Origin of the sequence: Streptomyces sp. V1I1, from assembly GCF_030817355.1 — a bacterium.
Classification (GTDB): Bacteria; Actinomycetota; Actinomycetes; order Streptomycetales; family Streptomycetaceae; genus Streptomyces.
On the sequence record NZ_JAUSZH010000001.1, the window covers coordinates 4,700,475 to 4,716,509 of the forward strand.

14 protein-coding genes are annotated in these 16,035 nt (G+C 68.8%); 7 read left to right on the forward strand and 7 right to left on the reverse strand.

Annotated elements, in window-relative coordinates:
• Positions 1-34: 34 nt before the first annotated feature.
• Both QFZ67_RS22220 and QFZ67_RS22225 read right to left on the reverse strand, forming a co-directional pair.
• Positions 35-1,618 carry a sodium:solute symporter family protein gene (locus tag QFZ67_RS22220; protein ID WP_307662834.1) on the reverse strand — a complete coding sequence of 528 codons (1,584 nt, stop codon included), beginning with the start codon at positions 1,616-1,618 and terminating at the stop codon, positions 35-37.
• A 322-nt stretch (positions 1,619-1,940) separates the two neighbouring features.
• Positions 1,941-2,723: an SDR family oxidoreductase gene (locus QFZ67_RS22225; protein ID WP_307662835.1), complete on the reverse strand. Its 783-nt coding sequence runs from the start codon at positions 2,721-2,723 to the stop codon at positions 1,941-1,943.
• Positions 2,724-2,819: 96 nt separating this feature from the next.
• On the opposite strand from QFZ67_RS22225, the gene QFZ67_RS22230 reads away from it, so the two are divergent.
• Entirely contained in the window at positions 2,820-3,662 is an 843-nt protein-coding gene (locus tag QFZ67_RS22230; RefSeq protein ID WP_307665920.1) for a hypothetical protein, read from the forward strand.
• A 178-nt stretch (positions 3,663-3,840) separates the two neighbouring features.
• Here QFZ67_RS22230 and QFZ67_RS22235 read toward each other — a convergent pair whose 3' ends face one another.
• From QFZ67_RS22235 to QFZ67_RS22245, 3 genes are all read right to left on the reverse strand, one after another.
• Positions 3,841-4,050 carry a DUF397 domain-containing protein gene (locus QFZ67_RS22235; RefSeq protein ID WP_307662836.1) on the reverse strand — a complete coding sequence of 70 codons (210 nt, stop codon included), beginning with the start codon at positions 4,048-4,050 and terminating at the stop codon, positions 3,841-3,843.
• 195 nt (positions 4,051-4,245) lie between these two features.
• Positions 4,246-5,103 carry a helix-turn-helix transcriptional regulator gene (locus QFZ67_RS22240; protein WP_307662837.1) on the reverse strand — a complete coding sequence of 286 codons (858 nt, stop codon included), beginning with the start codon at positions 5,101-5,103 and terminating at the stop codon, positions 4,246-4,248.
• A 243-nt stretch (positions 5,104-5,346) separates the two neighbouring features.
• The gene (locus tag QFZ67_RS22245) at positions 5,347-6,078 is read right to left on the reverse strand and encodes a GPP34 family phosphoprotein (RefSeq protein ID WP_307662838.1); all 732 of its coding nucleotides are present in this window, start codon (positions 6,076-6,078) and stop codon (positions 5,347-5,349) included.
• A gap of 253 nt (positions 6,079-6,331) precedes the next feature.
• Between QFZ67_RS22245 and QFZ67_RS22250 the strand changes: the two genes are divergently transcribed.
• The 3 genes from QFZ67_RS22250 (at position 6,332) to QFZ67_RS22260 (ending at position 12,251) form a co-directional block, all read left to right on the forward strand.
• Positions 6,332-9,151, forward strand: coding sequence for a serine hydrolase (locus tag QFZ67_RS22250; RefSeq protein WP_307662839.1), 2,820 nt, complete (start codon positions 6,332-6,334; stop codon positions 9,149-9,151).
• A gap of 292 nt (positions 9,152-9,443) precedes the next feature.
• Entirely contained in the window at positions 9,444-11,177 is a 1,734-nt protein-coding gene (locus tag QFZ67_RS22255; RefSeq protein ID WP_373430238.1) for an MFS transporter, read from the forward strand.
• 183 nt (positions 11,178-11,360) lie between these two features.
• Entirely contained in the window at positions 11,361-12,251 is an 891-nt protein-coding gene (locus tag QFZ67_RS22260; RefSeq protein WP_307662841.1) for an adhesin, read from the forward strand.
• A gap of 90 nt (positions 12,252-12,341) precedes the next feature.
• Here QFZ67_RS22260 and QFZ67_RS22265 read toward each other — a convergent pair whose 3' ends face one another.
• Positions 12,342-12,791 carry a hypothetical protein gene (locus QFZ67_RS22265; RefSeq protein WP_307662842.1) on the reverse strand — a complete coding sequence of 150 codons (450 nt, stop codon included), beginning with the start codon at positions 12,789-12,791 and terminating at the stop codon, positions 12,342-12,344.
• A gap of 235 nt (positions 12,792-13,026) precedes the next feature.
• Positions 13,027-13,125 (reverse strand): SHOCT domain-containing protein, encoded by a 99-nt coding sequence (locus QFZ67_RS22270; RefSeq protein ID WP_307662843.1) that lies wholly within the window; start codon positions 13,123-13,125, stop codon positions 13,027-13,029.
• A gap of 105 nt (positions 13,126-13,230) precedes the next feature.
• Here QFZ67_RS22270 and QFZ67_RS22275 point away from each other — a divergent pair, with 105 nt between their 5' ends.
• The 3 genes from QFZ67_RS22275 (at position 13,231) to QFZ67_RS22285 (ending at position 15,593) form a co-directional block, all read left to right on the forward strand.
• The gene (locus QFZ67_RS22275) at positions 13,231-14,466 is read left to right on the forward strand and encodes a PP2C family protein-serine/threonine phosphatase (protein ID WP_307662844.1); all 1,236 of its coding nucleotides are present in this window, start codon (positions 13,231-13,233) and stop codon (positions 14,464-14,466) included.
• Between the two features lie 162 nt (positions 14,467-14,628).
• Complete coding sequence (locus tag QFZ67_RS22280) at positions 14,629-15,216, forward strand: TetR/AcrR family transcriptional regulator (protein WP_307662845.1); 588 nt, start codon at positions 14,629-14,631, stop codon at positions 15,214-15,216.
• Complete coding sequence (locus QFZ67_RS22285; RefSeq protein WP_307662846.1) at positions 15,213-15,593, forward strand: hypothetical protein; 381 nt, start codon at positions 15,213-15,215, stop codon at positions 15,591-15,593. The genes QFZ67_RS22280 and QFZ67_RS22285 overlap by 4 nt, the downstream gene beginning before the upstream one ends.
• Positions 15,594-16,035 lie beyond the last annotated feature (442 nt).

Genomic DNA, 16,035 nt, shown 5'->3' on the forward strand with positions numbered 1-16,035 from the left:
GAGCAGGGCCCTCGTCCGCGGCGAAGAGCGAGCGTCAGCCGTCCGCGCCCTCGCGGCCGAGGACCTTCGCCTCGGCGGGCTCCGCCGGCGCCGGCACGGTCGCCGCGGCGGACGCCGGGCCCGGGCCGTCTCCGTCCGAGTTGATCCGGGCGATGAGGTCGTCGCGCTCGGGGGTGTCCTCCGGCTTGACGAGGCCGATCAGGATGTAGAGGACGAGCGAGACCGCCAGCGGGATGGAGACCTGGTACTGCAACGGCACGCCGCCGTCGACGCTCCAGCTGATGGGGTAGTTGACCAGCCAGAAGGTGATCAGGCCGAGCCCCCAGCTGACCAGCGCCGCCGTCGGTCCGCTCTTGCGGAACCAGGGCAGCATGCCCAGCATCAGCGGAATCGCGATCGGACCCATGAGCCCCGCCACCCACTTGATGACGACCGTGATGATGTCACCGAAGAAGTCCGAGTTGACCTGGGTCGCGATGGCCATCGAGAGACCGAGGAAGAGCAGCGTGGCCCAGCGGGCGGCCAGCAGCCCCGCGCGGGTGTCCCACTCGCGGACCTTGTGGGACACGGCGGGCATGATGTCGCGGGTGACGACCGCCGCGATCGCGTTCGCGTCGGAGGAGCACATGGCCATGGTGTGGGAGAAGAAGCCCACGATGACCAGGCCCAGCAGACCGTGCGGCAGCAGCTGTTCCGCCATCAGCGCGTACGAGTCGGCGGGCACCTTCGTGTCGATGATCAGCGGCGCCACCCACATCGGGAAGAACAGCACCAGCGGCCAGATGAGCCACAGTACGGCGGACAGCCGGCCGGACCGCTCCGCCGACTTCGCGGAGTCGGTGGCCATGTAGCGCTGCGCCTGGTTCCACATGCCGCCGTTGTACTCAAAGGTCTTGATGAAGAGGTAGGCGATCAGGAAGACCATCATGTACGGGCCGGCCAGCGGCTCCGCGTGGCCCTTGAGCTCCGGCTCGTCCCAGACGTTCCACAGGGAGCTGAAACCGCCCAGTTCGGCCATGACCGCGACGAGCATCGCGATGCCGGCGATGAACTGGATGACGAACTGGCCGAGTTCGGTGAGGGCGTCCGCCCACAGGCCGCCGACGGTGCAGTACACGGCGGTGACCGCGCCGGTGATCAGGATGCCCGTGTTGAGGGAGACACCGGTGAAGACGGAGAGCAGCGTGGCGATGGCGGCCCACTTGGCGCCGACGTCGACGATCTTCAGCAGTACGCCGGACCAGGCGAGCGCCTGCTGGGTGGGCAGGTTGTAGCGGGTCTTGAGGTATTCGAGCGGCGATGCCACATGCAGCCGTGAGCGCACCCGGTTGAGCCGGGGCGCGAACACCCGGGAGCCGATGGCGATGCCGATCGCGATGGGGAAGGACCAGGTGACGTACGAGGTGACGCCGTAGGTGTACGCGATGGCCGCGTAGCCGGTGAACATCACCGCGCTGTAGCCGGACATGTGGTGCGAGATGCCCGACAGCCACCACGGCATCTTGCCGCCGGCGGTGAAGAAGTCGCTGACGTTGTCGACGCGCTTGTGCGACCAGAGTCCGATCGCGACCATCACACCGAAGTAACTGATGAGCACGGTCCAGTCGAGACTGTTCATGTGCCCCCTCCTTGGGTCCGCCTTGTGAACGTCGAAGCTCTTCGTCAGTACGTCCGATCAGCGGCGCCCCCGTGCGGGAGTGGGGACTTCGGGGATTGAACCGCCTGGCCGGGTGGCGGGTCAAGGGGATGCGCGGTCATAAATGTGAACACAGATCAGAAAGCCGAACGATTTTGCTTGTTCTTGACCTCCCCGGACGTTGTCGTGAACGTGACGGCGGCCACACGATGAGCAGGCACTTCGTCAGGCTCCGCGGACAAGGAAAGACCGCACGGGATGCGGGTCCCGTGCGGCTGGGAAAGGGTGAGGGCAACTGGCGTTACTACCGCATCAGTTCGCCGGCGTTGACCAGCAGCGACTGACCCGTGATCGCCCGGGCCCGGTCGGAGGCGAGAAAGGCCGCGGCCTCCGCGACATCTCCGTCCGTGGCCAGCTCGGGCAGCGCCATCCGCTCGGTGAGCCGCCCGAGCACCTCGTCCTCCGGTACGCCCTCGGTGTGCGCGGTGAACTGGACGTACGCCTGGACGGGCGGCCCCCACATCCAGCCCGGCAGCACGGTGTTGACCCGGATCCGGTCCGGGCCCAGCTCGCGCGCCAGCGAGTACATCGCAGAGGTCAGTGCGCCCTTGGACGCCGCGTACGCCGCCTGCCACACCTGTGAGGGCGCGGCCACCGCCGACTGCGTACCGATGATGACGATCGAGCCTCCCCGCTCTTTCAGCGCCGGCAGGCAGGCCCGGGTCATCCGCAGCGTCCCCAGCAGATTCACATCGATGACCCCCTGCCAGGTCTCGAAGTCCGCGTCCGCCAGGCCGCCGAAATAGCTGTCCCAGGCGGCGACATGGACGACGGCGTCGATCCGGCCGAACCGCTCGATGGCGACCGCGGCCAGCGCGTCGCACTGTGCCTCGTCGGTGATGTCCGTGGCCCGGTACGCACTCCGCGAGCCGTCGGGGTCGATCTCTGAGGCCGACTTGGCGAGATTCCCCTCGGTACGCGCGCCGAGGACCGCGTTGCCCCCGTCCCGTACGACGGTGGCCGCAATCTGATGGCCGAGTCCGGCCCCGACGCCGGAGACGATCACGGTCTTCCCGTTGAGCGGCATCCGCGGCCTCCCGGCTATGGCGGTTTTTCTGACGGAGCGTCAGAGTAGGTCCCTGCGCCGACGGAAGGAAGGGGAGCGGACATCGTGAGCGAGGACATGCGCAGCGAGGACACACGCAGCGAGGTGTACGCGGAGCTGGCGGGTGTCGGACCGTACGGGGTGCACCCCGGCCACGCCCTGATCACCATGGTCGAACCGCACCTCGGCCATGAGCACGCGTACAACCGCTGGTACGAGGACGACCACTACTACGCGGGCGCGATGGCGATGCCCTGGATGTACGCCGGACGGCGCTGGGTCGCCACCAAGGAGCTCCAACTGCTTCGCTACCCCGAGAAGTCGGCGGTGGCCCAGCCCGTCACCACGGGCTGCTACATCTCCACGTACTGGATCACCGAGGGCCGCTACGGCGACCATATGAAGTGGACCGTCGGCATCAACAAGCGGCTCAACCGGGACGGGCGCGTCCACCAGGACCGTACGCATGTCTTCACGGCCTTCCAGGACCACGAGGCGACCGTCTACCGGGACGGCTCGGCCGGCCCGCGCGACTACCACGCACTGGATCATCCGTACGCGGGCCTGGTGGTGGAGGTGATCGACGCCGACGGGCCCGAGCAGCGGGCCGAGCTGCTGGAGTGGCTGCGTACGAAGCATCTGCCGAAGCGGCTGGCCGGCTCCTGCGCGGCGATGGTGACGGTCTTCCGGCCGACTCCGCTGCCGGGCGACCGGATGACCTATGTGAAGCAGGTGGAGGGCGTAGACACCCGGCTGACGCTGCTGTGGTTCCTCGAGGAAGACCCGAGGCAGCATTGGGAGTCTGCGTTCGCCGGGCTCGACGCAGCGGTCGTCGAATCGGGGCTCGGGCGGGTGGAGCTGGTTGCTCCCTTCATCCCGACAGTCCCCGGCACCGACCGCTACGTCGATCAACTGCGCTGAGCCGAAGCGCGAGACGGAAGCGCGAGACGGAAGCGGGTGGGGGATGGTCGTGGGGGCATGGCCGAGCCCCCTCGGCCGGGACGGCGGACCAGTCGAGAGGGCTCTGTCAAATGGTGCTCGTGGTGCTCCGTGCTGCGTCGGTTCGCGAGGTTCCTCGGCGTGTTCCTCGGCGTCGTGCTCAGCCGAGCTTGAACGCGCCGTGGCCCACTTCGTTCACGAACGCGGTCCACGACTCGGGGACGAAGTTGATCGACGGGCCAGCGGGGACTTTGGAGTCCCGGACGGCAATGGCCTGCACGACGGGGGACTTGACCTCTACGCATGCGCCGTTTCCCGTGGAGTACGAGGACTTCGTCCAGGTATCCGTGGCGCCCTGAATGATTGCCATGTTCGCTCCGCTTCGGCAAGTGGTGTGATTTGCGCCAACGTTCTTGCTGGCGTGATCGACGCTACTCGCCGCGATGGGTGCGCGAGGCAGGCGTTCACTCGACCGGATGGCATATTCCATCCGCCTCTTCCGCCACGCCGTGGCGGGGGTGTACCGTGCGGTCCCCCTCGCCGCAGAGACCTTTCAGCGGGTGTATCAGTGTGCGTATTCCTTGGCGATGTCCGCGATGAACTGCCTCGTGTGATCGACGTTCAGGGCTTGGGCGCGCAGATGCTCGTACATGACGCTGTACTTCTGCACATCGTTGGCCTTCTCCAGGTACAGGTCGCTCGTCACGCCTTCGATGTAGACGACGCTCGAGTCGGAGGTGTCCGGGAACTCCAGGATCGCGTACTGGCCGTTGATGCCCGGATGGGCGCCCATCTCGAAGGGCAGTACCTGCACGGTGACATGCGGCAGCTGGGACAGCTCCACCAGGTGCTCCAACTGCTCGCGCATCAGCTGCTTGTCGCCTACCAGACGGCGCAGCGCCGCCTCGTCGATCACCACCCACAGCCGCAGCGGGTGCTCGGCGTCGTTGAGCCGCTCCTGGCGGCGCACGCGGACGCTGACCCGTTTCTCGACGTCGGTGGTGCCGCTCTCGGGCAGCGCGCCGGCGATCAGCGCCTCGGCGTACTGCCGGGTCTGCAACAGACCGGGGACGACCTGCGGTTCGTACACCCGCAGGCTCGCCGCGTCGGTCTCCAGGCCGATGTAGACGCTGTACGGGATGTCTCCGAAGGCGTGCCACCAGCCCTGCTGACGGGAGTCCTTGGCCATCTGCATCAACGAGTCGACTATCCGGTGGTCCTCGACCTCGTACACCCCGCACAGGTCGCGGACGTCGCGCTGACTGATCGAGCGGCGGCCGTTCTCGAGGCGGCTGATCTTCGACTGGGAGACGAGAAGGCGCTCCGCCACCTCTTCGGCCGTCATGCCCTTGAGTTCGCGGAGCCGACGCAGCTCCTGGCCCAATCGGCGTCGCCTGACGGTGGGGTTGACGTTGGACGCCACGGAAACTGCACCTCCGGCTGCGTAGCTGAGCGTATCTATTGCTCAGCAGATTGCCACCAATGGTCGTGGCTGCGCTGCCAAATGGCTACACAGGACGCACGCGCGAACGCGCGGGGCAGCGCTGTGGCTGCCCCGCGCGTCCTGTGCGGCTCCCGAACCGGGTCATGGGGACGTCGGTGCGGCGGATCTTGTGCGGTTGTTCCTGAAACGCGTGGTGCGGTTGGTGCTGGTCGTGCTGCTGCGTCAGTGCGCGGCCACGCGGGCCATGCTTCCGCGGCGTGGTTGCATCGACACGGCCGCCGTCGGCTGTCGACTGCCTGCCGGTGCGGTGGGATTACGGCGGGGCTGAGCGGCCGCACCGTTCTGAACGTCCATCACGGCGTGTGCCACGAGTCCGCCCATGGGGTCGTGCCTGATGAGATCCCGCAGACGGGACCTCGAGGAACGCCCTTCGTTCCCGGGGTAGAGGTGCTTGCCGAGTCCGACCGCGTGGGCCAGCGCGGCGAGCGCCGCGGTCCGCGGGTCCGGCGGTACGCCGGTGCGGATCGCACTGTCCAGCCGGGCCCTGATGTCCCGGCTGATCGCCGTGTCCGTCGCCTGGTAGCGAGTCGTCGGCAGTACTCCGCACATCTGGCCCGCCACGGCATGCACCATGCCGCACCGCTCCAGATGCGAGAGGTAAATCTGGCGCAGCCCCAGTCGGGGCCCGCCAATCCAGTGGACAGCCCGAACTGGACTGCCGCGTCTGCGCAGCAGTTCCAGCGCGGAGTCCAAAGTCGGATCTCCGGTCGGCCGTGGCATCACCACGGCGATACGATCCCCGTCTGGGGCTATCCGTCCTGCCAGAGCCAGCTCTACTAGCTGAGCTCCGGCCAGGCCGATGTCGAGCGACTGCGGCTGCGCTGTGGTACCCGTGGTCGGGTCCAGAGCGAGCAGCAGTAGCTCCTCCGGAAGTGTTCTGCGGCTCCTGCCCATCCATGCCTCCCCGCGTGGATGAATGACAGGGTGACCCCTCTCACATTGGTCTGTCGAGAGCGCCTGGGTGGTTTCTATGGGAACCGGCAGGTATGTCGTTCTCGTCTATGCGCGGGGGGCGTGTTCTCACACAGGACACTGGTAGATGGTTCGGACAACACGGGCTGTCGTGATGACGGCGCCCGTGCGACGTGCTTATTGCGCAACACGCACAACGCGAGACGCAAGACGTATGACTCATGAAGCAAGACGTATGACTCATGAAGGAGGCACGGTGGCGGGCGAGTCCCCCGACAAGTCGGAGCAGCGGAAGTCGTCGGGGGAGACGACTCCGGGTGAACGCGACCCGCGTCTCGCCGTGTTCCGTCAGGCATCGCCGGGGGCGACGGCTCCCGCGGTGGACCAGCCGACGGCTGTGTTCAAGCTGCCATCGTCCGAGCGGAGCGGCGGACCGGGCGCGGACCAGGACGCCGCTCCGGGCTCGCGGTCCGTCGCGGAGCCGGGCACGGAGTCGGGCTCGGTGGAGAACGACACGAGGTTGCGCGCGGTGGCGGCGTGGGTGGCGAGCGCGGACGGGGACGCGGACGCGGACGCGTCTGGCGACGCGGATTCGGATGCGGGTGCGTCTGGCGACGCGGGATCGGGCGATCCTGACGCGCGTGAGGACGCGCCTGCGGGCGCCGAAGAGGCGGACGCGGGCGAGCAGACGGATCCGCAGGCCGAGGCCGCGGACGGGGACGCTCCGGTCGCGGTGGACACCTCCGGCGACGACAGTGCGGATGCGGAGGCGTCTGCCGCGCAACAGGACGGCGACGGGCGTGAGGACGCGCCTGCGGGCCTCGGCGACGTCGAAGCGGGCGAGGATCCGCAGGCCGAGGCCGCGGACGGGGACGCTCCGGTCGCCGTGGACGCCTCCGGCGACGACAGTGCGGATGCCGATGGGCGCGAGGACGCGCCTGCGGGCGCCGACGACGCGGATGAGGACGTTCCGGTCGTCGAGGATGCCTCCGGCGACGACGGTGGGTCTGAGGACGCGTCTGACGCCGTGGAGCGGGACGCGCCTGCGGGTGCCGACGATGCGGACGCGGGCGAGCAAGCGGAGTCGCAGGCCGACGACGCGGACGCGGACGCTCCGGTCGCCGTGGACGCCTCCGGCGATGCCCGCGAGGCCGTCCCGGCAGCCACGCCGACTGGCGAGACCGGTGCTGACACCGAGGACGCCCCCGGGGACGGTGCGGCCGATTCGGCGGAGTCCGGCGACGTGGAGGACGACGTAGCGCCGTCCGCCAAGTACAAAGCCGGCGCTTCCGAGGAGACGGACGGCGACGCCGGTGTCGATGCCGAGGAAGGCCCCGGCGACAGGCCCCCCACGCCGACCGCCGACGAGCCGAGCGCCGACGAGCCCAAGGACAAGACCTCCGGTTCGCCGGAATCCGCCGCGGCGAAGGGCGAGGCCGCCAAGCCGGACGCGTCCCCCGACGCCGAGGCCAAGGCCGCGCCCACCGCGCCCGGATCTGCGGAAGCAAAGCCGTCCAAGCCCGCTGTCGATCAGCCCACCGCCGTCTTCAAGGCGCTCCGGCGGCCCGCCGTCGACCAGCCCACCACCGCGCTCAAAGTGCCCCCGGCTCCCCGGCCGGAGGCGCCCGCCGAGCGGACCAGCACCTTCGTGCCGCTGCGGGCCGAAGCCGTACGCACCCCCGCCCCCGCCCCCGCCAAGCCGAAGGAATCCGCGCCCCCCGTCTCGCTCACCGAGGCCGAGCGGACCAAGCAGCAGCCCATGCCGCCGCTGCCCCCGCTCGACCTTCTCGCCGAGCTCACGAACACCCCGCCGCCGCCCCAGACCCCTGTCCGCACCGTCGTGCGGCGGATCAAGATCTGGACGCCGCTCGTCGTGTTGCTGCTGATCATCTTTGCGATCGCGCAGGCTTTCCGTCCGCTCCCCGCCGCCGAGCTCGCCCTCTCGACCGAGCCCACCTTCACCTTCAAGGGCGGGCGGTTCGCCCTGCCCTGGCCCGGCGAGGGCCAGGGAGCCGTCGAGGTCGAGGGCGTCGGCAGCCTCGGGACGTATGGCGCGCAGAAGCCCGCCCCGATCGCGAGCATCGCCAAGACGATGACGGCGTACGTGATCCTCAAGGACCATCCGATCAAGGGCAAGGAAGTCGGCCCGAAGATCACGGTCGATCAGCAGGCCGAGGACGAGTCGAAGCTCGGCGACGAGTCGACCGCGCAGATTTCGAAGGGTCAGCAGTTCACCGAGCGGCAGATGCTGCAGTTGCTGATGATCCCGTCCGGCAACAACGCCGCGCGCCTCCTCGCCCGCTGGGACGCCAAGTCCGAAGCCGAGTTCGTCAAGAAGATGAACGACGCCGCCAAGGAACTCGGCATGACCAACAGCACGTACACGGACCCCAGCGGACTGAAGGCCACCACCGTCTCCACCCCGCAGGACCAGCTCAAGCTGGCCAAGGCGGTCATGCAGAACGACGTGTTCCGGGAGATCGTCAACACGACCATCACCACGATCCCCGGCATCGACGGGCAGATCAGGAACAACAACGACAGGGCCCTGCTGAAGGAGGGCGTGGGCGGCATCAAGACCGGTTCGTCCACCCCGGCCGGCGGCAACCTGCTCTGGTCCGCCAACGCCGTGGTCGACGGCAAGGTGCGCCGCATCGTCGGCATCACGATGGGCGTCCAGAACGCAGCCATCCTCAACGACAAGCTGGAGCTGGCGATCACCCACAGCATCAAGGTGATCGAGGCTGCTCAGGACGGCGTGACCTCCGCGACCGTCATCAAGAAGGGCGATGTCGTCGGATACGTCGACGACGGCCTCGGCGGCCGGACCCCCGTCGTCGCCACCAAGGAGCTCAAGGCGGTCGGCTGGGCCGGTCTGAAGGTCGAGATCGAGCTCGCTGACGGAGGCAGGACGGTCCCTCACTCGGCCAAGGCGGGCACCGTCGTCGGCCAGCTGTCCGTCGGCACCGGCACCGGCAGGGTCAGCTCACCGGTCGCGCTCCAGCAGGACCTGGCGGAACCTGGATTGGGCGACAAGCTCACCCGCATCGGCTAGCAGCCGGCCGTCGGCGCGGGCGTCCCGGGGTCCCGGGACGCCCGCGTGCTAGCGTCCCGGGGCAACTTCGGGCGCCGGGACAGCGTCCTTGAGCATGGAACGTCAGTACGGAGCGCGCGGAACGCGCGGAACGTCGTCAGCACGAAGCACGTCGGAGGTTGGCAGGCCGGGGACAACGGCACAGCCGGGGAGGACGGGGAGAGCCGCAGTGACCACCGCTGAGCCGACACAGGCGGACGGCAGAAGCAGCCCCGACGCAGGGCCGCGAATACGTATCCCCCTGCCCGGCAAGGTGGACCCCAGCCCCCTCGAAGACCTCCGCGACCGGCTGAGCCGCCACCCCGTACTTATCGCGACGGCACTCGCCGCGCTCACGCACCTGATCTGGTTCTTCTTCCTCGCGAACAGCGGCGGCGACATCGCGGCCCAGGACGCCTGGGCCGAGTTCGTCGGCCGCCACCCCGACTCCGCGTACAACCTCGCCTGGTACGGCGGGATGCATCCCGTCTCGTACAGCGTCGTCTCGCCGTATCTGATGTCCCTGCTCGGCGTCCGCTCGACGATGATGATCGCCGGTACGGTCTCCGCCGCCCTGACCGCGCTGATACTGGTCCGCGTCCGCGCCGTCCGCAATCCCGTGGCCTGCTCGCTGGCCGGGGTCTTCGCCTTCCTCTGCAACGCGCTCTCCGGCCGGGTGACCTTCGGCCTCGGCATGATGTTCGCGCTCGGCGCGGTGGCCGCGGTCTTCTGCTGGCCACACCGCTGGAGAATGAATCGCTGGGCCAAAGCGGCGGTGGCAGCCCCGCTCGCCGGCCTCGCCACCGCGTCGAGCCCGGTCGCCGGGCTGTTCCTCGGCGTCGTCGCGGCGGCGCTGTTCCTGAACCGCCGCCGCCCCGGCGCGTACGCCCTCGGTGTCGCCCCGGTCGTGGTCGTGGCGCTCTCCGCCTGGCTGTTCCCCTTCTCCGGTACGCAGCCGATGTCGTTCTGGTCCACCTCGTTGCCGTTCCTCTACGGGGTCTTCGTCCTCGTTCTCGTACCGAAGGACTGGCGCACGGTCCGCGCCGCCGCGGCGGTCTACACCCTGGGCACGCTGCTGACCTGGGCGATCGATTCCCAGATCGGCTCGAACGTGTCCCGGCTCCCGATGCTCTTCGCGGGCGTGGTGCTGCTGGCGGCGCTTCCGTACACCGTGCCGCGCTCCCGCAAGTGGTACGCGCTCGTCCTCGCCTTCCTCGGGCTGAACTTCTGGATCGGCTTCAAGGCCGTGGACGACATGATGCGTACGGCCCCGGCCGCGTCCTGGAACCGTGAGCTGGCACCGCTGGTCAACCGGCTCCAGCAGGTCCGCGCCGAGCGTGGCCGGGTCGAGGTGGTTCCCGCGAGCAGCCACCGCGAGGCGTCGGCTCTGGCTCCGTACGTCAATCTGGCCCGCGGCTGGAACCGGCAGGCTGACATGAAGCGCAATCCCCTCTTCTACGACGAGGACAAGACGCTGACCTCGGCCGGCTACCGGGCCTGGCTGGACCGGTGGGCGGTCCACTATGTGGTGCTGCCGAAGGGCTCGCCCGACTACAGCGGGGCGAAGCAGGAGGCGGAGCTGGTGCGTGAGGGACAGCCGTATCTGACGCGGATCTGGAGCGACGCGAACTGGCAGCTGTTCGCGGTGAAAGACCCGATGCCGCTGGCGGACCCGCCGGCCACGGTGGACCACGCGGGCGCGGGCGAGCTCACGATCCAGGTGAAGACGGCGGGCCGGGTGCTGATCCGGGTCCCGTACTCGCCGTGGCTGAGCATCGTCGACGAGCAGGGCCAGAAGGTGAAGGGGCCGGAGGAGACGGAGGAGTCGAAGGCGCGCGAGGAGGGACCGAAGACCTTCGACAACCGGAACGGCTGCCTGCTGAAGGCGGAGGAGGACACGGAAGGCGACGAGTGGACCGAACTGCTCGCGCCCGCCCCGGGTGTCTACCGGCTGGCGGCCCCCTACGAACTGCCGCGCGGGACGCCCTGTCCCGACGAACTCCGCTGACCCGCACGGCCGCTGTCCCATTACCGGCGTTAACACCTATCTCCGCCCGGCGCGCTGATGCATAGTGGACTGCCTTGACATACCGCGTGGTTGGTCTACTGGTTCAGGTGTGACATGGCGTGCGAACGATGCGGTGGCAACGGCAGAGGTGCGCTGCCAGGTCTGAGGTGTCTGGAGTGTGATGTGGGCGGTGTGGACGGCAGTGGTAGTCGGGGCGGTAGGGACAGTCGTGGCGCGGGCGGGGCGTGGGTTGCACGGGAGACGCTGGCGGGACGCGTCTCTCTCCTCTCCCGTAGCGGAAAGATCCTGCTGACCGGGGGAGCTGCGCTGACCGCGCTCGCGCTGATCGTCTCGGCGATCACGCTGTACGGGGACGACTCGGCCCCGACTGAGGCGGCCGACGATTCCGACTTCGTCCCCGGCGACCTCGGTGGCGCCCCGGAGCGCATCGAACCCACGGCACTGCCCGGCACCTCCCCCTCTCCTTCCCGCTCGCCCCTGCCGACCCCGACCCGGATCGGCCCGCGCAAGCCGAAGCCTCCGCAGAATGCCAACGTCCCGTCGTACTCCGCCTGGGCCGGCCCCGGCTGCACCGGCGGCGGCCGCTACCGCGAGCGGGGCCGCTACAGCGACGGCGACGACGGCTGGTACACGGTGCAAGAGGGCGGCCACAAGGGCGACGGCTGCGACGGCTCCTTCACCGCGATCCCCATGTCGGGCAGCACGACCAAGGACAGCGGTGGCACGGCGACCTGGTCCTGGTACGTGGGCAGCGGCTACACGACCTGCTCGGTGTCCGTCGTCATCCCGGAAAGCGACCGGGACCGCGATGTGGCGGGCAAGCCGACGACGTACAACGTGCTGGCCGATCCCGACGACGGGGACAGCGCGATCAAGTCCTTCCAGATCGACCAGACATCGCTGCGCGGCAGAGGCCTGATCGTCGAGAAGATCCCGGTCAGCAACCAGCAGCTGGCGGTGCAGCTGGTGGACCGCGGCGAGGACTGGGGCAGCGACGAACGCGACGGGGCGCACCACGCGGCGGCCCAGATGAGGGCGGACTGCCGCGCGTGAGGGGTGAGTCGGCTCGGCTCGGCGCCGGGCTGGGCGGCGGGCTGGGCGCTGGGCTCAGTGCCCGGCTCAGCGCCGGGCCAAGCGCCATGCTCAGCGGCCGCCGAAGCGGCGCCGCCACCAGGCGGCGGCGCGCCTCGGTTCGCCGAGTGCGCTGCACGGCCGGTGCCGGTACACCACGGAACCGTGCGGCAGCTGTTCGGCTGCGATGACACGCAGGGCTCCGAGGGACAGCCCTTCGACATCGACCGAGACGTCTGACAGGTCGGAGAGCGGGGAGAGGTCCAGCGTCACCGGCCGGTGGTCCGAGTGCGGGAACCGGATGCGCAGGTCGAGTTCACGCAGCGCGGGGAGCATACGCCGGAGGTGCTCCGTCGTGCAGAAGTCCTCGGTGGCGTAGAGCGTCACCTCAGCCCTGGTCACACCGGGCAGGGCGACCACCTCGGAGACATCCTGGCGCCAGAGGTCTTCGACGGCGAAGGTCACGTCCCTCAGTGACGGGAGCCGGCTGAGCGTGGCCAGCTCCTCGGCCGGTAACGGCATGCAGGACAGGGTGGGTGAGGCGAGATGCCGCAAGCGGGCGGTGGCATCGAGGCCCTGGACGCTCAGGTTGCCGAAGAGCCCCAGACTTTGGAGGCCTTCGGGAAGCGGTGCCTACGGCCTCATGCTTTTGGTGCCCCGGCAGGATTCGCCTGCGACACCCCCTTTCGATGTGATGCCGTCCTCCTCGCAAGCCGCAATCAGAGCTCACCCAGAGCGGTGTCGTGTCTGCTCCGCCTCACATGCGTGCGAGGATCTCCGCCTTCTTTGGGTTGAACTCCTGCTCGGAGAGCATCCCCGCGTCGCGCAGATGCACAAGCTGCTGCAGCTGCTCCACGGGCGTCGTCGTGTTGAGGCACGCCCGGTGGGGGCACTGCGGCCGCACGTGCGCTCGTTCCGCGTCAGCGCTCAGATGGGCCGCAGGGGGTGCACAGTAGGAGACATGGGCCTTCGGCGGCGCCTAGCGGATCTGTGGCAGCCATGGCAGTCAGGCCATGCGCTGCTGGCGATCCCACTTGCGCTGATCGTTGCGATCACGGTCGTGGACGTCCTGGCCCCGCGCCACATCCATCTCGGCCCCCTGCTGGTCGTCGCCCCCGCCATCACGCCCTCGTTCGCCGGCCCACGACTCACTGCCCTGGTCGGCGCACTGGCCGTGATCGCCCAGACGGTCATCGCCGCACTGCGCGGCGGGTTCACCGCCAACCACCAGGTGCAGATTGCCGCCCTGGCCGTGATCTCGCTCCTCCTCGTGTACTTCTGCCGCAAGCGCGAGCGTCGCATTCGTGTGCTGGACCGGGTGCGGTCGGTGTCCGAGGCCACGCAGCGGGTGGTTCTGCGCCCGCTGCCCCACCGGATGGGCCCACTGCGGATCGCCTCCTCGTACTTGGCCGCCGAGGACGAGGCGCAGATCGGCGGAGACCTGTACGCGGCGACCCGCGCCGGGAACGGCACACGTCTGATCATTGGTGACGTCCGGGGCAAAGGCCTGACATCCATCAGCGACGCCTCGGTGCTGATGGGCGCATTCCGGGAGGCCGCTCACCGGAGCACCACCCTTCTCGAACTCGGCGACACCCTGGAGAACAGCATCTGCAGGCACCTGGCCGAGCAAGCCGAGCACACCCATCACTCCGAGGCAGACCACGAGCTCCACGAGCACTTCATCACGGCCCTGATACTCGACATCCCGGACGAGGACCCCATGGTGCAGATGACCAACTGCGGACACCCCCCGCCCCTGCTGCTGCACAAGGGCCGCGTGACAACCCTGTACTCCAGCCATCCCCAACCCCCGCTGGGCATGTGCGATTTGCCGAGGACCGGCTTCACTCTCAACGCGTTTACCTTCGAGGACGACGACACGCTGCTGCTCTACACCGACGGCGTGATCGAGGCCCGAGCTCCCGACGGGACCTTCTACCCGCTCGCCGAACGGGTCGCCCAATGGACCGGCAGTGGTCCCGAGAAACTGCTGCAGCACATCCGCGACGACCTCCTCGCCTTCGTCGGCGGGCATCTGGGCGACGACGCAGCCATGGTGGTGATCCAACGCTCGCCCAAACTCCAGCCAGGCCACCAGCTCAGGAAGATCATCCATATCAGCGGCATCTCCCACCACGCCGACGGAGCACCGGACGCCGAAGCTACCCCGCACTCCGCTCCTGGCCAGGAATGATCAATCGTTGGTGCTTCGGCTTCCCCAGGCCGTGCGGCGGCGCACAAGTCAGCCCTGGCTGGGGCCCTGATCGGGTTCCCGGCCGCAACTGCTGACCATCTCCACCAGCCGATCCGCCACCCGGTGTGTTTATCAAACGGGTCGACCCGTAAGATAAATGCCATGAGCTCCTCTCGGCCCTCCAGGGGGCGTCCCAGGGATCCCCGTTCACACGAGGCGATCATCAGCGCGACCGCAGCGCTGGTGGCCGAGTTGGGCTATGCCGCGACGTCAATCGGGGGCGTGGCTGCGCGGGCCGGCGTCGGCAAGGACACGATCTACCGGCGCTGGTCGGGCAAGCCGGAGCTGGTCTTCGAGGCCGTGTTCACAACTACCGACCAAGCGCCGATACCGGACACCGGGACGCTGACCGGGGATCTGACCGTACTGCTGCAGGGCCTGGTCGAGGAGTTCCACTCGCCTGCCGCTGCAGCGGTGCTCCCTGGGCTGCTCGCCGACTTCGCCGCCGACCCGGCCCTGAAGGCGCGCATCCGCAGCGACTTCCTGGCCCCGTCGAAGGAACGGCTGCTCATCGTCTTCGAACGCGCCGTGCTGCGCGGGGAGATCGCGGCCGGTACACCCGTGGACCTGGTCCTGGACACGCTGGCAGGAGCCGTGTTCTTCCACATCGGACTGGTCGGAGAGCGCCCCACCCCACAGCTGGCCGGCCGGCTGGCTACCGTCATAGCCAAAGGAATTGAGATCCGATGAACGGCTGGCTTCTCGCAGCGGGCATCACCGCATTCGGCGTGGCCGCAGTACACATCGTCGCCGGGCACCGGGACGTAGTGCGCCCACTGCTGTCCTGCGGGCTCGCAGACGAACCCAAGCGCGTCATGCATGCCGTGTGGCACATGGTCACCGTGGACCTGGTGCTCTCCGCAGCCGGCTTGGTCTACCTTGCGCTGGCGGACGGTACGGCAGGAGCCGACCTGGTCGCGTGGTTCGTGGCCGCGCACTTCTTCGCCTACGCAGCGGCATTCCTGGCCGTCTCGCTGTCGGCCGACTGGCCGAAGCCACTGCTCCGGCTGCCGCAGTGGATTCTGCTCCTGCCGGTCGCGCTGCTGACTGCGGCGGGCGCCGCGTAGCAACACCGGGGGACAGCACTCGGCCTTGCGATCCAGGCGGGCAGACGGCAGACGGGGTAACCACCGTCAGGCCGCTTCCGCTCCGCGCGAGTCCCCATGGCTTTTCAGGAGGGGGGCGCCCCTCCCGCATCCCTTTCTCGGATAGACAGCAGTCCTTCTCACGCAGTCCGACCGCTTCCGCCCGACACATCGCCGCGTAGACCCGGCAGGCGAAAAACGCAAACAACCGAGCCCTCGGTCGTGAGGAACCGAGCCCACGTAAGAGTCGGCGGTCAGGAGCTGCTCACAAGGCGATTTCCGGACACCGTCGCGACTGCGGAAAAGTGATCCCGCTTGGCGGCGACCGCCTTTCATCGCGGCCCTGACGCCGGTCCGGCCTCGTGCGGCTGGAGTGACCATGTCGATCGACCTCGGACGGCCCAGGGGCGGCCCCAGTTTGGAA